The sequence below is a fragment of the Pseudomonas sp. MWU12-3088 genome (genome assembly GCF_023242405.1).
GTDB lineage: Bacteria > Pseudomonadota > Gammaproteobacteria > Pseudomonadales > Pseudomonadaceae > Aquipseudomonas > Aquipseudomonas kribbensis.
The window spans coordinates 117,964-133,568 of record NZ_JALJEA010000005.1; the positions used below are offsets into that span (position 1 = coordinate 117,964).

Annotated in this window: 10 protein-coding genes; 3 read left to right on the forward strand and 7 right to left on the reverse strand. The window is 62.0% G+C overall.

Going from position 1 to position 15,605, the window contains the following annotated elements; translation table 11 throughout:
• Positions 1-43: 43 nt before the first annotated feature.
• On the reverse strand, positions 44-7,084 hold the full coding sequence (locus tag M5B98_RS14375) for an NEL-type E3 ubiquitin ligase domain-containing protein (protein WP_248743046.1): 7,041 nt from the start codon (positions 7,082-7,084) through the stop codon (positions 44-46).
• 178 nt (positions 7,085-7,262) lie between these two features.
• Here M5B98_RS14375 and M5B98_RS14380 point away from each other — a divergent pair, with 178 nt between their 5' ends.
• Positions 7,263-8,390, forward strand: coding sequence for a sensor histidine kinase (locus tag M5B98_RS14380; protein ID WP_248743047.1), 1,128 nt, complete (start codon positions 7,263-7,265; stop codon positions 8,388-8,390).
• Positions 8,391-8,395: 5 nt separating this feature from the next.
• On the opposite strand, the gene M5B98_RS14385 is transcribed toward M5B98_RS14380, so the two are convergent.
• Positions 8,396-8,701 carry a chaperone modulator CbpM gene (locus M5B98_RS14385; RefSeq protein ID WP_085711194.1) on the reverse strand — a complete coding sequence of 102 codons (306 nt, stop codon included), beginning with the start codon at positions 8,699-8,701 and terminating at the stop codon, positions 8,396-8,398.
• Positions 8,702-8,724: 23 nt separating this feature from the next.
• Positions 8,725-9,675, reverse strand: coding sequence for a DnaJ C-terminal domain-containing protein (locus M5B98_RS14390; protein ID WP_248738498.1), 951 nt, complete (start codon positions 9,673-9,675; stop codon positions 8,725-8,727).
• Between the two features lie 292 nt (positions 9,676-9,967).
• On the opposite strand from M5B98_RS14390, the gene M5B98_RS14395 reads away from it, so the two are divergent.
• Positions 9,968-11,242: an Hsp70 family protein gene (locus tag M5B98_RS14395; RefSeq protein WP_248743048.1), complete on the forward strand. Its 1,275-nt coding sequence runs from the start codon at positions 9,968-9,970 to the stop codon at positions 11,240-11,242.
• A 61-nt stretch (positions 11,243-11,303) separates the two neighbouring features.
• Here the strand turns inward: M5B98_RS14395 and M5B98_RS14400 are convergent, their stop codons facing one another.
• The 3 genes from M5B98_RS14400 to M5B98_RS14410 all read right to left on the reverse strand — a co-directional run bounded on the left by M5B98_RS14400 (position 11,304) and on the right by M5B98_RS14410 (position 13,696).
• Positions 11,304-12,317 carry an AI-2E family transporter gene (locus M5B98_RS14400; RefSeq protein WP_085711192.1) on the reverse strand — a complete coding sequence of 338 codons (1,014 nt, stop codon included), beginning with the start codon at positions 12,315-12,317 and terminating at the stop codon, positions 11,304-11,306.
• Between the two features lie 215 nt (positions 12,318-12,532).
• Positions 12,533-12,838, reverse strand: a complete 306-nt coding sequence (locus tag M5B98_RS14405) for a PsiF family protein (RefSeq protein ID WP_169428648.1) — start codon at positions 12,836-12,838, stop codon at positions 12,533-12,535.
• Positions 12,839-12,901: 63 nt separating this feature from the next.
• Positions 12,902-13,696, reverse strand: a complete 795-nt coding sequence (locus tag M5B98_RS14410; RefSeq protein ID WP_085711295.1) for an AraC family transcriptional regulator — start codon at positions 13,694-13,696, stop codon at positions 12,902-12,904.
• A gap of 98 nt (positions 13,697-13,794) precedes the next feature.
• Here M5B98_RS14410 and M5B98_RS14415 point away from each other — a divergent pair, with 98 nt between their 5' ends.
• On the forward strand, positions 13,795-14,688 hold the full coding sequence (locus tag M5B98_RS14415; RefSeq protein WP_248743049.1) for a DMT family transporter: 894 nt from the start codon (positions 13,795-13,797) through the stop codon (positions 14,686-14,688).
• On the opposite strand, the gene M5B98_RS14420 is transcribed toward M5B98_RS14415, so the two are convergent.
• Positions 14,685-15,575, reverse strand: a complete 891-nt coding sequence (locus M5B98_RS14420; protein WP_248743050.1) for an esterase/lipase family protein — start codon at positions 15,573-15,575, stop codon at positions 14,685-14,687. The genes M5B98_RS14415 and M5B98_RS14420 overlap by 4 nt on opposite strands.
• Between the last annotated feature and the right edge of the window lie 30 nt (positions 15,576-15,605).

Below are 15,605 nucleotides of genomic sequence, written 5' to 3' on the forward strand. Positions count from 1 at the left end.
GCCCCGGTCGTCGAGGTTTTCGATGACCGGGGCTGACTACGCTTCAGCGGGTTGAGGTATCCATCAAATAACGTGAAGAGCCGGGCTGTTCCTCTTCGGGCCCGATCATCACCGGCTCGCCTGTTTCCAGGCGCGACAGGGCAATCAGTTGCTGGTTGCGCTCGATACTGCGCTCAACCTCGAGCATCTGCACCGCCTCCTGGTACGCCGTGCTGGTCACGTCTTCGTATTCATCCTCGAGTCGTTGCAGCTTTTCATCTGCGCCGCGCTTGAGCGCGTCAATTTCAGCCGGGTATTTCTCGGTCAGGTACTGCACCCAGTAATCACGGCTGATCAGCTCTTCATAAAACTGCTCGCTCGTTTCGGCTCTCATGATTGCCGCGCGGGCAGCTATCAGATCATCGCCCCTGAGCGGCCGGGCAAACCGCATGTGGCCGGGTTGCCCCGGCAGTTGCAGACCGTCCTCCCAGCCCGACGTCAGACCGATTCGATACTGCAGACGCACTTCCGCCGGATCGGCGTGACGGCCCATGCTGCGGGCCGCGAGTTTTTCCACCTGCCCCAGGCGAAACAGTTGCCGCGACAGGTCGAGTAACGCGCGCCCCTTGTCCGCAAGACCGGGCTGTAAATGGCGCAAGGCGTTGTACTCATACACTTTGACTTCGATTTCGCTGAGCGCCAAGGTTCGCCCGTCGACGCAGGTGGTGTGCGTGCTCGCCATGGAGAACAGCGTGTCGCGAAGCTCCTGACTGCCATCGGCCGCCTCGACGATGTCCCAGACCCGTCGGGTCAGGTCGGCGCGATAAACCCGGAACTCCTCGGTGTCCGGCATCCGGGAAAGCAGGTGGAAGAAGGCTTCGTTGTCGGGTTCGCCAGCCAACCGCTGCCACATCGCCCGATAACGCCCGGCGTCCTCCTCAGGGATGTTTTCAATCCACGGTGTCACTTGCTGCTCAAGGACCGTTTCGGCAAGCGCCGGAAGGACCTCATCGGGTTCACTTTCGATCTCCAGCTCTTCGGCATCGCTTTCAGTGGTGCTGTCCATGTCATCGATCATCCGGTCGATGTCGGCATACGTCAGGCCCAGCACGTCACGCCGTCCATGAGCATCGGCGTATTCACGCAGCCCGAGCAGACTTTGTTGCGATATCTCGTAGTTTTCCGCCAGGCTGCTTCCGGCCAATAAGGCCGCATGGCTGTCGTCAAACAACGCTGTGGGGATCGATGCGATTTCATTGCTGCTCAAGTCGATCGTTTGCAAGCGTGGGGCTTGCAATACGCCCTCCGGCCAGGCGACAAGCAGGTTATCGCGCAGATCCAGCCGCTCCAGCTGCCCGAACCCCGTGACACGGAAGGAACGCAGGCTGTTGTGGCTCAGATCCAGCCACTGCAACTGTGTAAGGCTCTCCAGCGCCTGACCCGCAGCAGCGGAGTCCGCGAGGCCGGTAAGCGACAGTTCCAGCCGCTCCAGCTGAAGCATTTGTGTCACCGGCTCAGGCACCGCCGGCAGGTGATTGCCGCTGAGGTTGAGCCGGCGCACGTGAGTGAATGCCCTGAGGAAACCGTTGGAACCTTGCGAAGTAAGCTTCACTCCCCCGAGGTTCAGGCTATTCACCGCCGCGAACGTTGCGCCCGGCTCGGGCAGGTTGCCCACCTGCAGACCGTTCAGATCCAGCTCGTGATCCGGGACACCATTCCAGTCGACGGTGCCTTCGCGCCAGCATTCCATGATGCGTTGAGCGGCGAGCTGGCGGGTGCGCGATGACACCACCCAATCCATGCCCCGGGTTTCATGGGTGAACAGCCAATCGTTCAGACGCCGTGTCAGGGACTCGAAGTCGCGGTCCCATGCGTCGATTTGCTCACCGATCTGCATCTCGGTCAGTCCCGCGACCTGCATCCGCTCGATGGCCTGTTGCGCCCGGGCGTTGTCGTACTGCGGGCGCAGACGCCGGACACGGGCGACCCGACCCGCCAGGCCCTCGACTGTCACCGGCGGCGGTAACGGCAGCAATCGTCGGGCGATGACCGAGCCACTTTCGCTGGGCGGTGTACGGTGGCGCGGCTCTTCCAGCGCAAAACGCTGCAACGAACCGGGAACCAGACCTCGGTTCTCTTCAATCCTCTCCCGCGCAGTGGCAAGAGCCGCTTTGGCTTGCGGGTTCAACGGAGTACCGGTCAGGCTGGTATCAAGCAGTAATGCATCACGCGCCAGCAGCGCATCCGGCAGCGAAGTCAACTGGCTGTCACTGAGGTCCAGCCAGGTCAGTTCCGGCAGCTCTTCGGCACCGGTCGGCCATTCACGCAGGGCCGTCGCACTCAAGTCCAGCGCCATCAGACGATTCATACCCCGCACGTCAATCATGCCCAACGGGTTGTCATGCAGATTGAGCGTTTCAAGCGCCGGCAGATCACCAGGCTCCAGCGGCAACGCGGACAGCCCGCAATGGCTCAGGTCCAGGGTATCGACATTGCGAAAAGTACGGATGAACCCATGCAGTTGATCAACCGGTGCCTGCAACCCTGCCAGGTGCAGGCTTCTGACGTGGGTGAAACCTTCAGCGGGCAAGGTCGGCAAGCTCTCCACCGGCGAGCCGAGAATATCCAGCACCGAGGCCTCATTGGGCAGGCTTACATACAGGTTGTAGAACAGACTTTCAGTGCGCGCGCCATAGCGCTGGAACAATCCGCTGCGCCAACTGTTTCTCAACGCCTCGGCCACCGCCGAGCGTGCGGCACCGCCATTGAACACTGTCGGTGCGGAGCCGACCCATTCCTGAAGCCGGTTCAGTTCACTGAATTGCTCACTCAAGGTTTCGATCGCGGCGAAACGACTGCCGACGTCCGTCCACTGCGCCTTGAACCCGGTGCTCAAGACATCGAACAGGCTTGGTTCCATGCCGACAAAACGCTTGAGTTCACCACGACAATAGTCCGCAACCATTTCATCCAGATCGAGCAGATGCCGAGGCTGACTCCGGACAAACTCATAGATCGGCTTGAACACCCGACGGGGAAATTTCGACCAGTCCAGTGACAGACCGGACAACAGTCGTTGATGGCCTTCATAGATTTCCATCGGCAGGGTATTGATCGCGGTCGATCGCAGATTCAGGCGTTCCAGTCGCGGCAGATCGAGTACCCCATGAGGCCATTGGTGCATCTGCGGACTGCCGACGACGAGCCTGCGCAACTGCCGCATGCCCCCGAAATCGAGCGTCATGGGCACCACCGGATTCACCCCGCCTGCGGTACAACGCAGCTCCAGCTCTTCCAGCCGGGTCAGCTCGCGCAGACGCGACGCCACCTGGCCGGTAATCGGCGTGGAGAGTTTCAGGCGGGTCATGTGTCGCAGTGTTTTCAATGTCGCGAGCACTTTGTCGAACTCCGCCACACTCGCGTTCAGGGCAAGTTTTTCGACGCTGGGAAACGCTGCAAGCGTATCGCCGACCACCGGGCTATGCAGCGTCAGTTCACGAACGTGGGCGAAGTCCGCCGTCAATGACGGCAGAGGTGCGTCGCTGATCAGGGTCAGGCGGGCCGCGTGCGGACTGTGTTCGGCCAACGGTGCATTGCGCCAGCAGTCCTTGATGTTTTGCACCACGCTGACGAACTCGTCACGGGTGGTGCGCAAACGCAGGTTCTGCGCCATCAACCATTGATCGAGTGTTGCCTCCAGCTCCCGCCACTCGCTCAACCGGTTGTTGAGCAGATGAAAAATCTGTTGATCGCTCCTGCCCGAGCGCCATTGCTCAAGAATGAAGCCCCGGGCCTGAACGTCGCTCAACCCCGGATAGACGTTCTGCACGTGGACGGTCAACGCATGGCTCGGCCCTGGCCCGTCGCCACTGGCGGGATAACCCAGCACTCCGGGTGCGATGCGTTGCGGGGGTTTGAACCATGGTTTGTCGATGGTGCCTGCCCGCAGAATCCGCGCCGACTGGCTGCGTTCGGCGAGCGCCCGTTCGATGATGGTGCGTTGCAGGTCGTTGCTCTGCCAGACGTTCGGCAGGCCCAGCCCATGACGTGCCTCATCGGGCAGGGCATGCATCAACGAAGCGTAAAAATTGTCGCCTTTGTGCGGGATACTGTTGAGCGGTTCGCCACGCTCATTGGTGGCTTGGTAAGCGTCCCCGTACTTGACCAGATACTTGTGTGTGGAAGCCGCTTCGCTGCCGATGGCATCCAGCATCGGCCCGCTGATGCTGCCCTCCCGGACTTCCAGACGCACGTCACTGGACCAGCCTGGCAGTCGTCCCAACGTCTGCAATGCGAGATGGCGGCTGTCGGCAGACGCCATGGTCTCACTGCGCAACCCGGCCAGAGCCCGGGTCAGGCGACCCGTCTGGCCATACCAGCGACCGAGCTCCTGCAAATGCAGCGGGACCTTCGCTGCGCTGTCCAGCCTCGCCAGCTCTTCGGCATTCGCCTGACTCAGGACGGCGGATGCCCCCCGCTCGGTCAGGCCGGGGATGATCCGTTGCAGCTTCGCCGTCCGGGAAGCCACCGGAGCAGTACCTTTGAGCAGGCTGTCGAACAACGCCGGCTGACGGGCGCTGGCAAAGTCGGCAATCTGTCCGGCGAGTTCGTGTGCCCGTGCAGCCAGAACGCGCGCAGGCTCGCCACCCAACAGACGAACCGTCTCGGCTTCATCCAGCGCCGCGAGGATTCGCACCGGCAGCGCACCGCCAAGCACCTCGGTCCGGCTGATCCGGATCGGCGCCTTGCCCCTGCGCTTCGTCCCGTAGCTGAGCGCCGTGCCCGAAAAATCCGCAGCATCGTAGACCTTCAACTGCCGCCCCCACGGCCAGCGCGGCATGTCGGGCAGCAGAGGCAGCACCTGCAAATAACGATCATCAATGGATTGTCGCCCTGCAATCTGCTCGACGATCAGTCCGGCATCCCGCTCGGCGTTGAACAGGCGCATGGCCTCCGCCAGCTCCGGGGGTGGCAAGGCATTGTCCAGGTGCATCTTGCGCAGGGCGCCATCGCTGACACCGGCCGTATCGGCAAGGGCCAGCAACTGCTCGTCAGCGAAAACATCAGTGCTGTGGCCGATACGCCGCAGGAGTGTCAGCCGGTCCCAGGCCTGCGGGCGTTCGAGCGTATGTCGCCAGGCGCCGGCGCCGTTGTGGGCCAGCGGCGGTTGATAAGCCTGCGGATCATCCGGGTGATCGATTCGCCATGCCTTGAGCGACTCGTCGTAAGTCTGCCGGTACGTCTTGCCTTCAAGCCGAATGTAGTGGTCTTGCCCGACGCGGTACTGCCCCAGTGCGTTCGGCGCCGCACGCGAGTCCAGCGTGACCGGACTCTCGTAGCCGTTCAGGTCAGGTTTCCACAATCGGGTCCTGCCGTCTGGCATCTGTACCTGATGCAGGTTCTCGATGACCGGTGTCGATCTGGCAGCAGTCAGCCGGGCAAGCCCCTTGCCGGCCCCCGCCATCAAGGCAATCAACGCGAGGTTTTGCGCGACATCGATCAGGTGTGCCTTTGCAGCCTTGCGATCCCCCTCACTCCACTCGATGGAGCCTTCAAAGGTTTCTTCGAGCAATTGCCCGGTCATCACCACCATCATCACTTCGCCCAATACCGGCACGAACATCGAAATGCCGGTCAGCACCAGCATGCCGATGTTCAGCAGCACGGCGAGCTTTTCCGATCGCACTCTGGCATCGACATCCGCCGTGGGTACCGCATGGCTGCGAGCATCGGCAATCAGGCGGTCGCGATGCTGGTCGAACAGGTAGTTCCACAGATCGACATTATCCGCCCAGATCCCGTGGCCCTTGCGGGACAGGTCCACGGGATTCAGATACGGATCCGCATTCGGCACCTGCGCGACGGGTGACGCCGGAGGCAATTCGCGAATCCCGGTCAACGCCCCGTTGATCGGGTTCAGGGCCTTGTAAATCTCATTGAACAGCGGTGCGTAGGGCTCCAGTTTCTGTGCGAATGTCCGGTCGGGCGTGTCGTTGGTGAACTGACTGAAAAAGTATGGCCGGTCAGCATAGGCGACGAACTGGCTGAAAAAACGCTGGTAGGCATTCGGCTCTGCGGGATGTGCCTGACTGGCGTCTTGCGCGGTGAAGCGCTGCTTGAATATCGCTTCCATTTCCCGGCCCTTGTAGCGCTTGAGCGGGTGGAAAGGATCGCCCGGGATATACAGGATCGAGTCGTCGCTGTAGCGGTATTTTTCGCATATCGTGAACAGCACGCAGCCGGTCATGCGCCGGCCCATCAGGCCCAGATCGCAGAACCAGATCTGCCGTTTGCCCTGACGCGGCGCCAGCTCGCCATTGAGGATCGAGCGAACCGAAGCGTAGTCCTCACGCCCGATGTCGCCCTTGACCAGAGCCAGCTCGGCGGCCGCACGCAGGGCGGTCTTGTGCGCGTCGATGAACTTATCGCGCAGCACATGTTCGGCCACCGCGTCTTGGGGGTGCAGGAAATCCTTGAGATACGCCTGATACTTCGCCCCGAGGTCCAGCGAATGGCACAGACCGGTGAACTGATCGACCGTCAGACGGGTAGTCAACGGTTCCAGGGTTCCCGGGGTCGAGGTTTCGAGGCGAAATCCCGAGGATCGATGAAAGAACCCGCTTTTACATTCACGGGCTTCGAAGTTATGCAGAGCGGCCTGTAGCAAGGGCAGCTTCAGGACTTCGAAAAAATCGACTTCGATGGCGAAAATGCCCACCTCCACCGGTTTGTTCAGGACCAGCCAGGTCTTGCTGACGTCCAGCGTCACGTTGAAACGGTCCTTGAGGGCCTGGGCCAGCAGTGGCGCGGCGAAGCTGTCGATGTCCTGGAAAGTCGCCATGGCCTTGTCCAGGCGCGACCGGGCGGCGAGGCTGTCGGCCGCAGCATCACCGACGGCCTTGCGTTGCTCGCCGGATGCCCGCCTGTACCAGTCCGGCGGGGCGGATTCGGCATTCTTCAATGCTTCGCGCTGGCCCATCGGTGCATTGACCAGCCACTCGGGGCTGGACTGCTGAAGCCAGTCAGCGTGCAGGCTTTGCGTCACGACTGGCTCCGGCGGCGCAACGTTGTCCGCAGAAGTTAAAGCGGCAGGGATTTCGGACATGAGTTCACTCCTTGAAATGGAGCGAAAGCAGACCATGGAGAACCGCCGTGGCTGAGGTACATATGTCTTGTCGCACGGCGTCTTGTCAGCGCAAATTTCAGGCCCGAGCGGCGCTTTCATTCCCGCGCAAAGGGGCTAATATTCGAACGCCCCGCCTCGAATTTCCAGGACCCCGGACATGCGTTTATCCGAATTCATCAGGCAACACGCGGATCACATCGTCGAGGAGTGGGAGCAGTTCGCCAGGACCATCACTCCGGCGGCCGACACCCTGGACCAGGCGGCGCTGCGCGACCATGCCAGGGCGATCCTGCTGGCCGCCGCCCGCGACATGGACACCGCACAGACCGCCAGCGAGCAAATCGCCAAGGCCAAGGGCGAAGGCCCGGAGAAAACCCCGAGCCTCGACGAGGCCGGCGCCAGCCACGGTGAGTTGCGCCACACCGTAGGCTTCGACCTGGTACAGATGACCTCGGAATTCCGCCACCTGCGTGCCTGCGTGATCCGCTTGTGGGTCGGCACGTTACAGTCGCCGGACATGGCGTACTTCCAGGACATGATCCGTTTCAACGAAGCCATCGACGAAGCCCTGGCCGAATCGACCGCGGCCTACGCCGAACAGGTCAATCGCTCGCGCGACATATTCCTCGCGATCCTCGGTCACGACCTGCGCGCACCGCTGCAGGCGGTCAGCATGTCGACCGAGTTGCTGATGCGTAAAACCACCCTTGAAGGGGATGCGCTGACCTGCGCATTGAATATCAAACACGGCGCGCGACACATGGCGGCCATGGTCAGCGATCTGCTGGAACTGGTACGCAGTCGCCTGGGCAAGAGCCTGCCGATCGAACCGGCGCCGATGGACCTGGCCGACACGGTGCGAGCGGCCATCGCCGAAGCCTGCGCCGGCAATCCCGAATGCGATCCGACCCTGAAGATCGACGGCGATACCCGAGGTGTCTGGGATGCCGGGCGGCTGGATCAGCTGCTGCAGAATCTGATCGGCAACGCCCTGCAGCATGGTTCGAATCCGCGAGAAGTGATCGTGACCCTGCGCGGCGAGAACGACGCGGTGCATCTGTCGGTGCACAACTATGGCGAGCCGATCCCGGATGAGGCGATCGGCACGATTTTCGATCCGCTGGTACGCAGCGCCGACGAAGAGCTTGGCCAGCCGTCCACCAGCCTTGGCCTGGGGCTGTTCATCGTCAAGGAAGTGGTGACCGCCCACGGCGGGACGATCGAAGTCAGCTCAAGCGAAACCGAAGGAACGCTGTTCAGCGTGATGCTGCCAAGGAAGAGCTGAAGCGGTCACTCGACCACCAGTCGCCCCAACCTCTGACGCAGCATGCGGTTCTCGGCCCGCAGTTCCTTCACCTCTTCCAGCAGGTCCAGCGCCAGGGCGACGCCTTCCCATTCCAGCTCCAGATCGCGCCGCAGCTTGGCGGCGCGTTTGGCCAGGGCCAGTTCGTAGTCGGTGAAACGCCATTCCCGGGGCTGCGCGCCCTGAGGTTCGAGGATGCCGTGTTCGACGATTTCGATCACGTAGACGTCCGACAGATCGGCCGCCTCACAGAATTCTGCCATGTCCAGTTGAACGATCAGGGGGCTGCTCATGATGGGCTACTCCGTCGTCAGTATCAGAAGTTCTCTCGCGGATTGAAGGCGGCCTTCTTCGCCAGTTCCTGCCACAGCGCCTTGACGTCATCGCCGGCGGCCTTCGGCATCACGGCCTTGAGCTGGACGAACAGATAACCGCGTTCGCCGGCCTTGTTCTGCAGACCGTGGCCCTTGGCGCGCATGCGTTGGCCGTTCTGGCTGCCGGCCGGAACCTTGAGGTTGATCTTGCCGGTCAGGGTCGGCACCGCCACTTCGGTGCCCAGAGCCAGTTCCCACGGAGCCAGCGGCAAAGTGATGATCAGGTTTTCGCCTTCGACGTCGAATTTCGGGTGCGGCGCGAAACGAATCGTCAGGTACAGATCACCATTGGCGCCACCACCGATGCCCGGCGCGCCCTGGCCCTTGAGGCGGATTCGCTCGCCATCGGTCACGCCCGCCGGGATCTTCACGTTCAGGCTCTTGCTGGTGTTGCTGACGTGCTGGCCGCTGGCGTTGTATTGCGGCACCTGGAAGCTGATCTTTTTCGATTCGTTCGACAGGGTTTCTTCCAGGAAAATCGGCAGTTCCAGTTCCACGTCTTGCCCTCGCCGTCCGGCGCTGCGGGATTGCCGGCCAGCGCCGCCACCGAAACCGGGGCCGCGATTGCCAAAGATCGAACTGAAGAAGTCCGAGAAATCACCCGTTTCGCCACCGCCGCCACCAAAGCCGCCACGGCTCTGCCAGCCCGGCGGGCCCTGGAACGGCTGACCGTGCTGGCCGTAGCGACGCAGGTCGTCGTATTCGGCGCGCTTGTCGGCGCTTTTCAGCGCTTCATAGGCTTCCGAGGCGTCCTTGAACTTGGCCTCGGCGTCTTTTTCCTTGCTGACATCGGGGTGGTATTTGCGCGCGAGCTTGCGATAGGCAGCCTTGATTGCCTTGTCGTCAGCCGTCGGCTCCACGCCGAGTATCTTGTAATAGTCTTTGAAGTCCATCGAAGGAATCACCATCCGTTATCGATTTCGCGCCGTTGCCAGCATGCGCCGATTCGCGCAAGGCCGGTTGACCGATCTCAAGGTTGTGACCGGGTGGCGCAGCAGAAGTTTATCGGCAGTGGACGGCGGTTCTTGCGACCGCCGGTGTGTCTGCCGGCCCATGCCAGCAAGTTTGGGGCAAAGCGCCGACTTTCAAGCAAGCTTAGACGCGAAATAGCGGATGACCGGCCTTCGAATCTGTCGCGCACTGACATACACTGCGCGGCCGTTTTTTTGACCGGAACCGAAAGACATGAAAGACGCCTCTCCAGCCCGTGCCTGCGGCATCGACTTTGGCACGTCCAACTCCACCGTCGGCTGGCTGCGCCCCGGCATGGAAACGATGATCGCGCTGGAAGACGACAAGATCACCCTGCCGTCGGTGGTCTTCTTCAACATCGAAGAACGCCGCCCGGTCTACGGTCGCCTGGCGCTGCACGAATACCTGGAAGGCTACGAAGGCCGGCTGATGCGCTCGCTCAAGAGCCTGCTCGGTTCCAAGCTGATCAAGCACGACACCAGCGTCCTCGGCACCGCGATGCCGTTCAAGGACCTGCTCGGGCTGTTCATCGGCCAGCTCAAGAGCCGTGCCGAAGCTGCCGCCGGTCGTGAGTTCGAGCAGGTGGTACTGGGCCGTCCGGTGTTCTTCGTCGACGACGATCCGCTGGCCGACCAGGAAGCCGAAGACACCCTGGTGGAAGTGGCGCGCAAGCTCGGTTTCAAGGACGTGTCGTTCCAGTACGAGCCGATTGCCGCAGCCTTCGACTACGAGTCGACCATCGAAAAGGAAGAGCTGGTACTGATCGTCGACATCGGCGGTGGTACGTCGGACTTCTCGCTGGTGCGCCTGTCGCCCGAGCGCCGGGGCATGGATAACCGTCACGACGACATTCTCGCCACCGGCGGCGTGCACATCGGCGGGACCGACTTCGACAAGCAACTGAGCCTGCAAGGCCTGATGCCGCTGTTCGGCTACGGCAGCCGCATGAAGAGCGGCGCGTTCATGCCGACCAGCCACCACATGAACCTGGCGACCTGGCACACCATCAACTCGGTGTACTCGCAGAAGTCGACCCTGGCCCTGGGCAGCATGCGCTATGACATCGAGGACACTGGCGGCATCGACCGTCTGTTCAAGCTGATCGAACAGCGCGCCGGGCACTGGCTGGCGATGGAAGTGGAAGAAACCAAGATTCATCTGACCCACAACGACAGCCGACACGTGCCGCTGGACCGGATCGAATCCGGGCTGAACGTGGAGTTGACCCGCGCCCTGTTCGAATCGGCCATCGATTCGCAGCTTGAGCGCGTGCGCGGAAGCGTCACGCAATTGCTGGCGGACGCCAATGTCGCGGTGGGTCAGGTCGATACGGTGTTCTTCACCGGCGGTTCCAGCGGTATCCCGGCGTTGCGCAACAGCGTCTCGGCCATGCTGCCGAACGCGCGGCATGTGGAAGGCAATATCTTTGGCAGCATCGGCAGCGGTCTGGCGATTGAGGCCATGAAGCGTTACGGCTCGGTGAACTGACACCACGATGATCGTTCCCACGCTCTGCGTGGGAACGATCTGACAAGGATCTTCGCTGTCCTTAAACCATCCCGCCCAGCTTCAACTCACTCTTCAGATACGCGTAATAGATCGGCCCCGCCACCACCCCCGGCAGGCCGAACGCGGCCTCGAACACCAGCATCGCCAGCAGCAACTCCCAGGACTTGGCACTGATCTGCCCGCCGACGATGCGCGCGTTGAGGAAGTATTCGAGCTTGTGGATAAAGATCAGATAACCCAGCGCGGCAACCGCCACCCAGATCGACAGTGACAGGCCGACGATGGTGATCAGCGTGTTCGACATCAGATTGCCGATCACCGGCAACAGACCGAGCAGGAAGGTCAGCACGATCAGGGTCTTGGTCAGCGGCAGCTTGATCCCGAACAGCGGCAGGATCACCGCCAGGAAGATCCCGGTGAAGAAGGTGTTGAGCAGGGAAATCTTGATCTGCGCGAAGACAATGTTGCGAAATGCCTGAACCAGCAGGTGCAGACGGTCGAACAGTGCGGCCGCCAGCGGCTTGCGCTTGGTGACATCCGGCACGCGCTGCAGGGCGATGATTGCGCCGAGCACCATGCCGATCAGCAGGGTCACGAACATGTGCGCCGCGTCCTTGCCCACCAGTTGCAGCTCGGACAGGTGCTTGCTCGCCCATTCACCGATGGCCACACGGAATTCGGCGGCACTGGCGGGAAGGTAGCTGTCGAGAAACGGCGGCAGTTGCCCGCGCGCACGGTCAACCACGCCCATGAATTTGTCGAGGGAAGCCCCGGGATTTTCCGCCTCGTGCAGCAGGAAACTGATGGCCCCGGCAAAGATCAGCGCCAGCACACTCACCACCAGCGTGCCCAGCAATGCCACCGCCAGCCAGCGCGCGCGGCGACCTTCGATCAGCCGTTGCAGTTGCGGAGTGAGCATGTTGACCAGCTCGAATACCAACAACCCGGCCAGCAGACTGGGCAATAGACGCAACGGCAGCACCAGCAGCAAACCGCCGAAAATGATGATGCAACTGACCCAGAACACAACATGACGCTCAGAAAACGTTGGCATACAGCCTCAAAACGAACGGCGTAAAAGGATTGGCAGTCTGCCAGCGATCCGGGATGAGCACTAGGGATATGCGGGCAGACCTTTCGGGCCTCATCGCTGGCAAGCCAGCTCCCACAGGTTAAGTGCCGAACACAATTGTTGTGATCAACCAGAATACCTGTGGGAGCGGGCTTGCCCGCGATGAGGCCGGCCTGCTCACCACAAGTTTCAACTGATTATTTTTTCTTCAGGCAATCACTCATAAAGGTCTTGCGCGCATCACCGGTCAGCGCCTTGGTCTTGGCGTCGGCATTACAGGTTTTCATCTTTTCCTGCTGCGGGGTCAGGGTCTTGGCGTCATTGGCCGCCGGTGCTGCCTTCAGGCAAGTGCTCATGAAGGCTTTGCGCTCGTCGCCCTTGAGGCTCTTGGCCGTGGCGTCGGCGTTGCAGGTGGTCATCTTGTTCTGTTGCGCCGTGGCGGCGAAACCCTGGGAGCACAGCAGCAGACCGATCATCAACAAAGGGACACGCAGCATCTTCATGGAGTTTTCTCCTTGTCGCCGCATCGATGGATACGGCCTCCGGCTGAGTGTAGTCAAAGCTTGTTACACCTTCCTGCTCTCCAGGTGACTGCGCCGGTATTGCTCCGGCGTACACCCGGCCTGACGGGCGAACATGGCGATGAACGCCGAGCCGCTGCTGTAACCGAGATCGAAGGCGATTTCCTGCACGCTGCGCGAACTCTCCAGCGCCTCGATGGCGGCGAGATAGCGCAGGCGCTGGCGCCACTCGCCGAAACTCATCCCCAACTCCCGCACGAATTGCCGGGCCAGGGTGCGTTCGCTGACATGCACCTGCGCCGCCCAGTGCGCCAGCGGCTCGTTGTTACCGGGCTCGGCCTGCAGGGTTTCGAGGATGGTCAGCAGACCGGGGCTGCTGGCATAGGGCAGATAACATTGGTGAACTGGCGCCTGGCGCAATTGATCCACCAGCACCTGGGCCAGACGCTGATCGGCGTCGAACGCGGGGATCTTCACATCCCGGGCGGCGAAGTCCTTGAGGATGGCCTTGAGAATATCGCTGATCGCCAGGGTGCAAGCCTGCGCCGGCAAGTCCGCGCAGACCTCGGGCGCCAGGCACACCGCCCGGTAATTCACCGGTTGATGACTGTAGAAACTGTGCTCGACCTGCGGTGGCACCCATACCGCGTATTGCGGCGGCGACATGAAGCGGCTGCCGTCGACATCCATGTGCAGCACGCCGTGGGCTGCGTATTCCAGGGTGCCCCACGGATGGCGGTGCGGCGCGGCGTATTCGTGGGCGTTGAAGTCGGCGTAGCGGAAATACACCGCCGACGGCAATTCGCTGAAATCCAGCAGATCGATGTGTTTACTGTTCATGCTGTCCGGAATCAGGGGCGGGTTGTCCGGTTCGCAGTATAGGCCTGCATCCAGACAGGGGATAATCACCGTTCATCAACGTACTGGTTTCTCCTCCCATGCAATACGCGTTTCCCCTGCTGGCGATTTTCATCTGGGCCGGCAACACCGTGATCAACAAGCTGGCCGTCGGCGCGATCTTTCCCGCCGAGATCGGCTTCTACCGCTGGCTGCTCGCCGGCCTGCTGTTCACCCCGTTCATGCTCAAAAAGGTGATTGCACACTGGCCACAGATCCGCCCGAACCTGGGCAAGATCTTCATACTCGGCGTGCTGGGCATGGCGGTCTATCAGAGCCTGGCCTACTTCGCGGCGACCATGACCAGCGCCACCAACATGGGCATCATCCTGTCGCTGATGCCGTTGATGTCGCTGGCCATGGCAATCATCAGCCTCGGCCAGCGCCTGACCGCCGGCGCGCTGGTCGGTGCGGTGCTGTCATTCGCCGGCGTGCTGGTGGTGGTGTCGTCCGGCAGCCTCGGCGCGCTGCTGCAACACGGGGTAAATCTGGGTGACGCGATGATGCTGATCGCCACCCTCGCCTACGCGATCTACAGCACCCTGCTGAAAAAATGGCAGCTGCGCCTGCCACCGCTGGTGTTGCTGTACCTGCAGGTGCTGGTGGCGGTGGTGGTGCTGTTTCCACTGTATGCCGTCTCGCCGAAAACCGGCCTGACCCTGCAGAACATTCCGCTGGTGCTGTACGCGTGCCTGCTGGCCTCGATGCTTGCGCCACTGGCGTGGATGCAGGCCGTGCAGCGTCTGGGGCCGAGCCGGACCACGCTGTTCTTTAACCTGCTGCCGCTGATCACCGCGCTGATTGCCGCGGTGGTGTTGAAGGAACAACTGGCGATGTATCACTTGGTCGGTGGCTTGCTGACGCTGGGCGGGGTGATTCTTTCCGAGCGCTGGACCACCGTCCTCGGCCGCTCCCGCACCCCGAGCGCCGCCTAAACCCCGGCGGCTTTCAACCGCGCCGCGTGCTCGACAAACAGCCGCACCGGGTCCGCGCCTTTGCCGACCAGTCCCAGTGACTGGTTGACGATGTCGAAGTGATCCATCGGGTAGTCATCGCCGATGACCGTGCCGAGGTGCGAGCTGTAGCGTCCGACCATGCCGTCACATTGTCCCGGCTCGCGCACGAAGGTTTTGGCGAACAACCGGCAGCTGCGGTTGGTGCCGTCGAACAGGTTGCCGCCACGGTCGGTCTTGCCCGGCTGCAAGGTGCCGGACCATGAGTAATAACGCACGCCGTTGACCTCCTCCGGCCCGTGCCCGCCCCAAGTGTCAGGCAAGCCCTGTGGATAACGCTGGTTGAACAGCGCCACGCCTTCAGTAGTCAGGGAGTTGTGCGAGGCGTGGATATCCACCGGCAGTTTCGGCCCGTGGTAACCGGTTTCCAGCAGCGCCATCAACCAGCCGACAAACCGCAACAGCGCCTCGAGGATTCGGCCCCGGGCGCTGTCCGCCGGATAGTGCTTCGCCAGATAGTCGGCCAGCTCCGAACCATGATTGGGCCCGGCCACCGATGTGACCGACGCCACCAGATCCGGGCGTTTGGCCGCCGCATAACGCGCCGTCAGCGAGCCCTGGCTATGACCGAACAGATTGACCTTGGCCGCTCCGGTCTCGCGCAGGATTTCATCGATGCGCGTCAGCAACTGCTCGCCGCGCACTTCGGTGGAATTGAGCGGCGACACCTGCACCGCAATCACCGTCGCCCCACCCCGGCGCAACGCCGCGATGATCCCGTACCAATACGGGTACAGCACCAGACGGATGAAACCGAGCATTCCCGGCACCAGCACCAGTGGATAACGTGTGGCCGATTCCTGCGACATGGGCAGACATCCCTGTGGTCGGTGGGTGGA

What these genes read in the sequence shown, in the direction of transcription:
- M5B98_RS14420 (WP_248743050.1), bottom strand. Translation starts at nt 15,575, where the DNA reads ATGTCGCAGGAATCGGCCACACGTTATCCACTGGTGCTGGTGCCGGGA.
- M5B98_RS14400 (WP_085711192.1), bottom strand. Translation starts at nt 12,317, where the DNA reads ATGCCAACGTTTTCTGAGCGTCATGTTGTGTTCTGGGTCAGTTGCATC.
- M5B98_RS14415 (WP_248743049.1), top strand. Translation starts at nt 13,795, where the DNA reads ATGCAATACGCGTTTCCCCTGCTGGCGATTTTCATCTGGGCCGGCAAC.
- M5B98_RS14395 (WP_248743048.1), top strand. Translation starts at nt 9,968, where the DNA reads ATGAAAGACGCCTCTCCAGCCCGTGCCTGCGGCATCGACTTTGGCACG.
- M5B98_RS14385 (WP_085711194.1), bottom strand. Translation starts at nt 8,701, where the DNA reads ATGAGCAGCCCCCTGATCGTTCAACTGGACATGGCAGAATTCTGTGAG.
- M5B98_RS14405 (WP_169428648.1), bottom strand. Translation starts at nt 12,838, where the DNA reads ATGAAGATGCTGCGTGTCCCTTTGTTGATGATCGGTCTGCTGCTGTGC.
- M5B98_RS14410 (WP_085711295.1), bottom strand. Translation starts at nt 13,696, where the DNA reads ATGAACAGTAAACACATCGATCTGCTGGATTTCAGCGAATTGCCGTCG.
- M5B98_RS14375 (WP_248743046.1), bottom strand. Translation starts at nt 7,084, where the DNA reads ATGTCCGAAATCCCTGCCGCTTTAACTTCTGCGGACAACGTTGCGCCG.
- M5B98_RS14390 (WP_248738498.1), bottom strand. Translation starts at nt 9,675, where the DNA reads ATGGACTTCAAAGACTATTACAAGATACTCGGCGTGGAGCCGACGGCT.
- M5B98_RS14380 (WP_248743047.1), top strand. Translation starts at nt 7,263, where the DNA reads ATGCGTTTATCCGAATTCATCAGGCAACACGCGGATCACATCGTCGAG.